This window comes from Actinophytocola sp., from assembly GCF_045807065.1.
Taxonomy (GTDB): domain Bacteria; phylum Actinomycetota; class Actinomycetes; order Mycobacteriales; family Pseudonocardiaceae; genus Actinophytocola.
Map to the genome: position 1 here is coordinate 43,588 of NZ_JBJMIE010000819.1, position 8,168 is coordinate 51,755.

Genomic DNA, 8,168 nt, shown 5'->3' on the forward strand with positions numbered 1-8,168 from the left:
TCTTACGCCGCACAGGTCGAGCTGAGCACTGAACCACCGTCCCGTGACTCAGGGTCTCATTCGGGGTCTCATTCGGCCCTGTTCGTAGCCGCTCGCTGACCGCGTGGAAAAGCCTTGACCAGGGCGGATGTACCTGGCCGAACAGCCTCGCACGGGGTTACGTAGATCTTGAAAACAGGAGACCTTCACGGGTCCGGGGGTTCAAATCCCTCCGCCTCCGCAGTTGTAACCTTCAGGGTTTTGTCGAGCGCCGGTCCGGTCTCAGTCGGTCGCGGTCGCGGAGCTGAGATAGAACCAAGTTCCCATCAATGCCAGGGCTGGTTCGTCAAGCCCGGGTGTTCGGGTAGAACTCGAGCGCGGGTGGCGCCGGCTCGCCCTCGCTGAAGATATTGATCCGCGTACGACAATGTACGATTCTTGACAGTTTCTGGACAGTGTCAGACACGTCCTCCTAATTCTAGGCCGGTTCGGCTTAGCTGGCATCAACCGACGGATGGATCTGCCCCAGTGACACCGGTTGCGCAGCGCACACATGCGAGGGTCAGCAGGTCTATCGCCGCCAGGAGGTTGCTGTGAGACTGCGTTTCAAAGTGATTCGGAAGAAGGGAAAGGTGTTCCTTTATCGCCTCAGTTGGCGCATGGGCGACGGTGGATCGATCAAAGTTCACCTCATAGTGAACGACGACCTTGACGGAGCGCACAAGCACCCGTGGAACTTCACGTCCTTGTCGCTGCTGGGTGCCTACATGGAGGAAGTCGACGGCGTCGGTGTCGCGCACTGGCCGTTGACACTGGTTCGGCGGCGAGCCAGCGAATGTCACCGGGTAGTGCTCTACAAGATCTTCGGACATCCGATACCGTGCCTCACCGTCGGACGGTACTCACCCAAGCTGCAGCCCTGGTGTGAACATCGGGATTTGTGCGACTTCTGCACGCCTTCTGGTGAGTGCGCCGACGACGTATATTGGAATTCGCGACTCCAGCAAGAAGGCAGGTAGGACGAAGATGTGGCAGATCCCAGTGATCACTCTGGAGGCGGCCGAGCAGGCCGCGACCAGTGAACTCGCGCGTGCGGCATTGCGCCACGCCGCCGACGAGTTGGCGGGTGACTCCAGTGGCCACGATCCCTCTCACGTGCTCCGGGTCTTCCGCAGCGCCCAGGGATTGGCGCGCGCCGAAGGGGCCGACTTGGAAAGGGTAGAGATCATTGCCGCTCTGCACGACCTGAAGGACTTCAAGTTCACGGGCGACACCTCGACCGGACCACATGCCGCCTACGCCTGGCTGATCGAGAGTGGTGCTGACGAGATGCTTGCGACCGGCGTGGCGAACGACATCGCCGGAATTTCGTTCAAGGGCGCCGGTACACCACTTCAGCCCTTGTCGCTCGAGGGCGGTTGTGTTCAAGACGCGGACAGGTTGGACGCGCTCGGCGCGATAGGCATCGCGCGGTGCTTCGCCTATGGCGGTCATGTCGGGCGTCCGCTGTTCGACCCCTCGGTCCCGACGGTGAACCACACGACCGTCGAGTCGTACCTCCAGACACAGGGGACGAGCCTCAACCACTTCTACGAGAAGCTCTTCCTGCTTCGATCACGCATGAACACCGCGACAGCCAAAAACATCGCTGACGCCAGGCACGAGTTCATGGAGAAATTCGTTGCGCAATTCCTGGATGAGTGGAACGGGAAAGACTCGGAGTAGAGTCGAGGCCCTCGCGGCAGAGCTTCTGGGTGTGGCCGATTTCCGAGCTCTGTGCGAGTCGATGCTCAGGCGTTGCATGTTGCCGGGGCAACGCTTCGAGGCGGACGAGTTCGGTCGGGATGAGCACTCGTCGGCCTCCGCGGGCGTGATCCTCAACGGCGTTGCCAGCTTGCCCTGTATCGAGCCATCCGTCCGCGACGTCATCGTCAAGTCTGTCTGGAGCTTGGTCAAAGACGACGGCACGTTGCGCGGACACGATCGTCAGGCCAACGTCGGCACGACGAGCTGGTCATTGGCGCAGGTGCTCCTAGGTCTGTCGCGTTTTGGGAGTCCCCTCATCCGCTCGTCCAAGCCGTTCCACGCGGCGATGACTCGGCTACGGGAGTGCCACGACGACGCCGACGGCGGTTGGCTGCTGCGGAGACATGATCTCAAGGACTCGCTCTTCGCCTTCTACCCTGCTCTGCTTTTCGCTGAACTGTCTCGTGACCATCACTGGCGTGACACCGCCCGGGATGTCCTCGCGCGTACCAGGACACACCTGATGACCGTACTTCCTGGCAACACCACTCTGATCGACAAGATATTGGCCGCTCACATCATCGACAGGATCGAAAAGGTGGTTCCCGCAAGCTCTCAGGAACGGGGCGAGTTCGAACGCCAGCGCGCGGCCCTGCTAAACGCCTTGGTGGGCGACTCGGACTTGTTGGTGGAGGACCGGATCGTCCAGAACAACGTCCAACCGAGATGGCACCACGTCACCTGGACGGGCGCACTTTACCCATGCACGCGTCACTGGGGCTTGGTGACAGCTCCGTACAACGTGTTGATTGGTGATCGCCTCCTCCGCGAGTTCGATGTTGAGAAGGGCGCGTGGCACGGAGTACGGAACTCCTGCGGACGTGGTCGGTCTTGGGCTACGTCCCTCGGGCTCCGTGCCACGTACCTGCTCGCCGCGGACCTGCGGATCCAGGGGCTCGACGCTAACGACTGGCAGAAACTGGTCGACGAGGTCGCGGGCGGCCGGAAGTTCGACGTCGTGATCTCCTTCGGCGGACCGGACCGTTCGGTGGCCGAGGCGATACGAGACCGTCTGGTCGCGGCCGGGTTGTCGGTCTTCTACGACGACGACTTCCAGCACCAGCTGCTGGGCGAGGATCTCGCCGTGCTGCTCCAGGACATCTACTTCGCCCGAAGCCGATATGCGATCACCGTACTCTCTCGGGCATTCATCGAGTCGGAATGGGCGGGCAACTGGGAGTGGCGCGCGGTGCTAGCGCGCATGAACAAGCAGCGCGAAGGCTACGTTCTGCCCTACTTCCTCGAAAAAGTGAACATCCCGGGCCTCAACCCGACAATCGGTTACGTGGCCGCCGAGAAGTACACGGCCATCGAATTCGCTGAGATTGTCATCAAGAAGATCCGCGGATACTAAGTCTGGTGCTCGACCAGTACAGAGGACGCCTCAGCCATCGCGATCTCGGTCCGGACTGTTACTTCCGGAGGCGAGCCGGCCGGAACTCAGCCCAGGTGGTCCAGGTGGCCGAGGACTCGTTCGAAGATGTCGGCCAGGGCCTTCTGGTCGTTGGGGCCCAGTAGGTCGATCAGGTGGGCGCGGACCCCGCTCACGTGCGTGGGCGCCGTCTCGCGGAGGCGGGTGCGGCCGGCGTCCGTGATCTCCGCGAACACCCCCCGTGCGTCGTCGCCGCACTCGACTCGTTGGACCAGGCCGGTGGTTTCCATGCGGGCTATCTGGTGGGACAGGCGGCTCTTCGACGACGCCACCTCGCCGGCCAGCTGGGCCATGCGCATTCGGCCGCCCTCGCACTCGGACAGGCGGACCAGGACCTCGTAGTCCGACAGTGCCAGGCCGTGTTGCTCCTGTAACTCTCTGTTGAGCTGTTTGCGGAGAAGTTCGCTGGCGATCACGTACGCGCGCCACGCCCGCATCTCGCCATCGTCCAGCCAGCGGGGGTCGTCCGTGATCGACGTCATTCCTCAAGGGTAGATCCCTTGTGGGGGTCACGGCTTGCGGTAGGTCGAGATGTGCAGTTCGGACTTCGCCGTGAACGGGGCGCCCTTCCAGTCGCCCCGGCGGGACTCCAACCGCAGGCCTGCCAGCTGCGCCATCAGGTCCATCTCGAAGTGGGACACCTGGCGGCCGCAGATCGGGAAGAACTTCGGGCCGTCCGGCTCCAGCACCAGCCACATGCCCTTCTGCTGACCGGTCACCGGGTCGTTCGTGCCGCCCACCATGGTGACGCGGTCCGCCTGGATATCCGTGACCGCCAGTTGGCCGCGTTCCCCGGACGGGGGACGCACGACGGCGGTCTCCAGCACGAACTGGCCGCCCGGCCGCAGGTGGGCCGCGGCGTTGCGGAACAGCTCCACCTGGGCCTCCTGCGTCTCCAGCGCGAAGATCGAGTTGAACGCTATGTACACCAGCGCGAACTCACGCCCCAGCGACACCGTCGTCATGTCGGCCTCGACGGTCGTCACCGACGGTGACTTCTCCGCGAGCTTCGCCAGCATCTCGGGGCTGATGTCCACGCCAACCACCTCGGCGCCGCGCTCGGCCAGTGGCACCGCCAGCCGGCCCGTGCCCACCGCGAACTCCAGCACCGGGCCGCCGCCGGCCAGGTCGAACAGCGTGGCCACCGCCCCCTCGTCGTCCATCAACCCCTTGTGCCACTCGTCGTAGTTCTCCGCCCAGCGCGCCCCGTACAGGCGCGGATCGAAAAGCTCCATGCCCCTCAAACTCCTAAAGCGCGGCGGAGCACACCAAGCGATTCGTCTCAGGACGTAACGGTGCGACCGTCGATTTCGCCTCCGGGGACTGATAGCCTCGCTCAGCTTCGTGTGCTCGCGTGGGGGGACAGGATTTTCGTGCACCAGTGCAACCCGGCCCACAGAAGTCGGGTGTGAGATTTCGTGAGTTCACGCGTTCTCCCTGATGACACGGCGGAACCGGACTGGGAGTGCGGGCAGGACACCGACATGACGGCGACCGACCTCACTGAAGCGCCGCCGTTCGAGCAGGTGTACCGCGAGCACGCCGCCCGCGTCTTCCGGTACTGCCTGTCGCAGGTGAGCAACCGTGGTGACGCGGAGGACCTCGCCGCGGACGTCTTCGCCGCCGCGTTCCACGCCTTCGGCACGGTCGAGCTGACGCCGGGGGCCGAGCTTGCCTGGCTGCTGCGGATCGCCCGCAACGCGGTCATCGACCACCGGCGCAAGCACACCCGGCGGGCGGCGCTGCTGGCGAGGTTCTTCGGCGGCGAGACCGAGGCGGACCCGAAGGCGAACGTGGAGGGAGAGGTCGTGTTGCGGGACGAGGTGCGACGTGCACTCGCCGCGATGGCGCACCTCTCCGACAAGGACCGCACGGTCATCGGTCTGCGGATCGCGGCCGGACTGCCGTACGCGGAGGTCGCCGTGGTGCTCGGCGTCACCGAACACGCCGCGACGATGGCGTGCAAGCGGGCACTCACCCGGCTGCAGCGGCACCTGGGGGAGCCGTGATGGGCAGCACCGACGAGCACGAGCTCCGCGCACTCTTCGCGGAGATCGACGCGCCGCCCGGCCTCGACGGCTGGCGCGACCGCATCGCGGACGTGCACGTGGACCTGTACGAGCGGGAGCCGGAACCCCTGGACCTCGACGCCGACGAGACCGACGAGACCGCCGACCAGACCGATGACCAGACCGCTGCTGAGACCGACGACGAGACCGAGCCGACCGGCGACGCCGAGGTCATCGTGCTGCCGACCGGTCCTGAGCCGGGGCCGGGACGGCAGCGCAGACGTCCGGTCGCCGTGGCCGCCGCGGCGGCGGTGGTGGTCGGGCTCGCCGGGATCGTGGTCGCGTCGACGCTGCTCAGCGACTCGCCACCCGCCGACCCCACGATGATCATCGACGGGCCGGACAGGACCATCACCTCACTCCCGCCGCCCACCGCGGCGACCGTCAAGCCGCCCGGGACGCCGACCACGCGGCCACCAGAGTCGGGGCAGGGCCAACCCCACCCCGGCAGCGGTGGCGGTGGTACCTCGGCCGGGCAGACCACGGGCCGCGCTCCCCGGGGCTACGACGCGGACGCCGCCGTCGAGCCGACGTGGCCCCCGATGTCCGGTGACCCGACCGCCGCCAACACCGGCGTCCCGCTCGGCGCCACCCTGGGCGACCACTACGGCAACCTGCTGATCACCAGCCCCGGCCAGGTGGTGTCCGACCTGCGCGTCACCGGCACGGTGATCGTGGACGCGCCGAACGTCACGCTCAAGCGGGTGCTGGTCGTCGCGCCGAACGGCGCACCCGCCGTCCGTCAGAACGCGACCGGCCTCACGGTCGTCAACAGTGAGCTGACCGGCGGCTCGTCACTCATCCAGGCCGCGAGCGGGCTGAAGGTCAACCGCAGCCGCCTCCAGTACGGCGTGACGATCACCAGCGGCGCGGTGGTGGTCGACAGCTACTTCGACACCGCCGACGTGCTCGTCACGTCCGGCTCCAGCTCGATCTCGTTGCGCCACAACGCGATGGACCGGGTGACCATGAGCGACCTCGACGGCCCGATCAGCGGCGTGACGGTCGAGAACAACCTGCTCAACCGGGTCGACGCGCCGACCCAGGCCGGTTCGGCCAGCATCCACGTGCTGGGCAACCGGTTCCGCGGCAACTCGCCGAGCACCGGCTGGAACCCCTCCGCGCCGGACTACCGCTGGGCGGACAACACCTTCGTGGACAGCGGTGCGCCGGCCTCCCCCTGACACTCGCGGAGCACTGCCCCGGGCCGGCGCACCGCCTGACCGGGGTCAGACGGCGACGGACACCTGCCGTGTCCCGTCACCTTTCCTGCCCTGGTCCAGTGCGGCGAGCAACCGGAGCAGCACCTCCTCCGGCTCGGCGGTCGCCGGCAGGCCACGCAGGTCCACAGGCCGCCACCCCTCGCGTCCGGCCTGTGCCACCAGCTGGCGGAGGTTGTCCGCCACCGTGACCTGTACCCCTCGATGCGACGCCGCCTCCGTGATCGGTGTCGGCGTGCCCAGCCGAGCCGCCTGCTCGAACTCGGCCCGTGCCCGACCGGAAAGCTCCAACGCGTCCGCGAGCAGTCGCACCGACTCCCGGCGCGGCCGGCTCACGCGGCCGCTCTCCAGGTTCTGGATGCTGCGGGGCGACAGCCCCGACCGCTCCGCGAGCCCCTCCTGCGTCAGGTTCGCCGCGTGCCGCCAACGCTGCACCAGCACGGCGAACCTTCCCCCTACCGGTCCGACTCCGGCTGGCCCGTCCCCACTCATCGCGCCCCTCCGTGCCTGTCGATCCCACCCTGTAACCCGGAAGACGTGCGAGCCGGGAAAACCTCACACCTTCGATTGGGAAAGACTTTGAGCCGACTCGCTCTAGCCGTGACCGCGTTGCTCATGCTGCTCGCCGCCGCGCCGGCCGCGGCCGAGCCCGCGGGCGCCGACCTCACCGTGACCGTGGCGTACGACAAGCCCGCCTACTACGCGTACGAGCGGATCACCGCCACGGTCACGGTCACCAACGACGGCACCGCACCGGCGACCGGTGTGACCCTGTGGCACGAGAGCAACGGCCCGTTCTCGTCGAGCCAGTGGTCCGGCCTCGACCCGGCAGGCGGTGGCTCGACGATCGCGCCGGGCGAACGGGTCGAGCTGCCGCCGGCGACCGTCGAGCTGGGGGACGTCGTCGACGTGCTGCGGTTGGACGTCGAGGTCCGCACGCCCGACCCGGAGACCGACACGACGAACAACAGGGCGAGCGCGACGGCCACGGTGACAGTGCGGACCACCGACCTCTCCGGCACCGTCTACCGGGACATCGACGGCGACAAGACGTTCGACCCCGGCGAGGCACTGGCCGGCATCCTCGTCGAGGGCTACGGCGGCAAGCCGACCACCACCTTCGAGGTCCGCACCGACGACACCGGCCGGTTCACCGCCCGGGACGTGCCGGAGGGCACGTACGCGCTCGAGCCCGGCCTGCCCCCCGGCTGGTTCTACGACGAGACGGCCCTGGTCCAGGCCCGCGTCGGTGCTGGCGACGTGCTGGTCCGCGGGGTGGCGGCCATAACGGGTCTGGCTGCCTCGATCACCTTCGACAAGGCCGTCTACGCGGTCGGCGACACCATCCACGAGACGGTCACGCTGACCAACACCGGCCACACCGACCTCGTCGGCCTGACCTCGCGGTGCAACGAGGGCGCGGCGCCCAACGAGCTGTCCGGGCTCGGCTGGGGCGACCTGGTGCACGACCAGGGACCTGGGGTCACGGTGCGGGCCGGCGAGACCAGGACGTTCCAGTTCACCGACGTGGTGCCGCCCGGCGGCCGGCTGTACGGCTTCATCACGATCACCTGCTGGTTCAGCACGGCCTACCGGTACGACGACGGCCCCAAGGTGGTCACGCGCGCCGAGGTGCCCGGCGGCCGGGGCTCGACGGGCGGC

8 protein-coding genes and 1 pseudogene are annotated in these 8,168 nt (G+C 67.2%); 6 read left to right on the top strand and 3 right to left on the bottom strand.

Annotated features, from left to right (window positions below):
- Positions 1 to 572: 572 nt before the first annotated feature.
- Genes ACJ73U_RS47470 through ACJ73U_RS47480 form a run of 3 tightly spaced genes read left to right on the top strand, consistent with a single transcriptional unit; the run spans position 573 to position 3,139 of the window.
- Positions 573 to 998 (top strand): hypothetical protein, encoded by a 426-nt coding sequence (locus tag ACJ73U_RS47470; protein ID WP_407784401.1) that lies wholly within the window; start codon positions 573 to 575, stop codon positions 996 to 998.
- Positions 999 to 1,020: 22 nt separating this feature from the next.
- Complete coding sequence (locus tag ACJ73U_RS47475; protein WP_407784402.1) at positions 1,021 to 1,704, top strand: HD domain-containing protein; 684 nt, start codon at positions 1,021 to 1,023, stop codon at positions 1,702 to 1,704.
- Positions 1,705 to 1,735: 31 nt separating this feature from the next.
- Complete coding sequence (locus ACJ73U_RS47480) at positions 1,736 to 3,139, top strand: TIR domain-containing protein (protein WP_407784403.1); 1,404 nt, start codon at positions 1,736 to 1,738, stop codon at positions 3,137 to 3,139.
- Positions 3,140 to 3,225: 86 nt separating this feature from the next.
- Here ACJ73U_RS47480 and ACJ73U_RS47485 read toward each other — a convergent pair whose 3' ends face one another.
- Together ACJ73U_RS47485 and ACJ73U_RS47490 are read right to left on the bottom strand one after the other, a co-directional pair.
- Positions 3,226 to 3,699, bottom strand: coding sequence for a MarR family winged helix-turn-helix transcriptional regulator (locus tag ACJ73U_RS47485; RefSeq protein ID WP_407784404.1), 474 nt, complete (start codon positions 3,697 to 3,699; stop codon positions 3,226 to 3,228).
- Between the two features lie 27 nt (positions 3,700 to 3,726).
- Positions 3,727 to 4,452 carry a class I SAM-dependent methyltransferase gene (locus ACJ73U_RS47490; RefSeq protein WP_407784405.1) on the bottom strand — a complete coding sequence of 242 codons (726 nt, stop codon included), beginning with the start codon at positions 4,450 to 4,452 and terminating at the stop codon, positions 3,727 to 3,729.
- 249 nt (positions 4,453 to 4,701) lie between these two features.
- On the opposite strand from ACJ73U_RS47490, the gene ACJ73U_RS47495 reads away from it, so the two are divergent.
- Complete coding sequence (locus ACJ73U_RS47495) at positions 4,702 to 5,226, top strand: RNA polymerase sigma factor (RefSeq protein WP_407784406.1); 525 nt, start codon at positions 4,702 to 4,704, stop codon at positions 5,224 to 5,226.
- Positions 5,226 to 6,470, top strand: coding sequence for a hypothetical protein (locus tag ACJ73U_RS47500; protein ID WP_407784407.1), 1,245 nt, complete (start codon positions 5,226 to 5,228; stop codon positions 6,468 to 6,470). Before ACJ73U_RS47495 ends, ACJ73U_RS47500 begins: the two co-directional genes overlap by 1 nt.
- Positions 6,471 to 6,515: 45 nt before the next feature.
- Here the strand turns inward: ACJ73U_RS47500 and ACJ73U_RS47505 are convergent, their stop codons facing one another.
- Positions 6,516 to 6,947, bottom strand: a complete 432-nt coding sequence (locus ACJ73U_RS47505) for a helix-turn-helix domain-containing protein (protein WP_407784408.1) — start codon at positions 6,945 to 6,947, stop codon at positions 6,516 to 6,518.
- A gap of 159 nt (positions 6,948 to 7,106) precedes the next feature.
- Between ACJ73U_RS47505 and ACJ73U_RS47510 the strand changes: the two are divergent.
- A pseudogene (locus ACJ73U_RS47510) lies at positions 7,107 to 8,168 on the top strand (hypothetical protein); the annotation flags it as partial.

Excerpts from the sequence above, each read along its gene's own strand:
- ACJ73U_RS47490 (WP_407784405.1), bottom strand. The coding sequence starts at position 4,452 with ATGGAGCTTTTCGATCCGCGCCTGTACGGGGCGCGCTGGGCGGAGAAC.
- ACJ73U_RS47500 (WP_407784407.1), top strand. The coding sequence starts at position 5,226 with ATGGGCAGCACCGACGAGCACGAGCTCCGCGCACTCTTCGCGGAGATC.
- ACJ73U_RS47495 (WP_407784406.1), top strand. The coding sequence starts at position 4,702 with ATGACGGCGACCGACCTCACTGAAGCGCCGCCGTTCGAGCAGGTGTAC.
- ACJ73U_RS47485 (WP_407784404.1), bottom strand. The coding sequence starts at position 3,699 with ATGACGTCGATCACGGACGACCCCCGCTGGCTGGACGATGGCGAGATG.